This window comes from Protofrankia sp. Cr1, assembly GCF_963555865.1.
Taxonomy (GTDB): domain Bacteria; phylum Actinomycetota; class Actinomycetes; order Frankiales; family Frankiaceae; genus Protofrankia.
The window spans coordinates 1-525 of sequence record NZ_CAUVXO010000645.1 but is presented as its reverse complement, the minus strand read 5'-3'; the positions used below and the strand labels follow the sequence as shown (position 1 = coordinate 525).

The window sequence follows — 525 nt, the reverse complement described above, 5'->3', positions numbered from 1 at the left end:
TCCGCACATCGTGGAGTCCGCCGAGAAGCCGCTGCGCGGGGCTTCGTCTACTGGCCCGGCGGAGGTTCCCACAACTCGAATCGGGCCCCCTCCGGATCAACGGCCCAGCCGAACCGGCCGTACCCGGACTCCTCGACAGCGTCGATCACCTCGACCCCTTCGGCACGCAGTTGGGCGAGCATCGCGTCCAGATCGGCCACCCGGAAGTTAACCATGAACGCTTGCTCGCGCCGACCGAAGTAGTCGGTATCCCCGTCGAAGATCGCCCAGGTGGTTGAGCCGCCCGGCTCCCAGCTAAACTGGACGCCGCCGAAGTCGGCCAGGTCGAAGCCTAGATGAGTCGCATACCAGGCCCGAAGGCTCGCGGCTTCCCCTGCTCGTTGGAACACTCCGCCGATGCCGGTCACCCTCTCCATCCACCAACAGTAGCCGACCTCGATGCCGCCACCGTGAAACACAGCCCGACCTCAATCGTGCTCACCCTTGTAAGAGTGCCCGACAACAGGGGAGCGGATCAAGGAGCGG

At 65.3% G+C, this 525-nt stretch carries 1 protein-coding gene; it reads right to left on the bottom strand.

Going from position 1 to position 525, the window contains the following annotated elements; genetic code table 11:
* Positions 1-47: 47 nt before the first annotated feature.
* A complete protein-coding gene (locus U9980_RS27275; protein WP_322770555.1) occupies positions 48-458 on the bottom strand; it encodes a VOC family protein in 411 nt (136 codons plus the stop codon).
* Between the last annotated feature and the right edge of the window lie 67 nt (positions 459-525).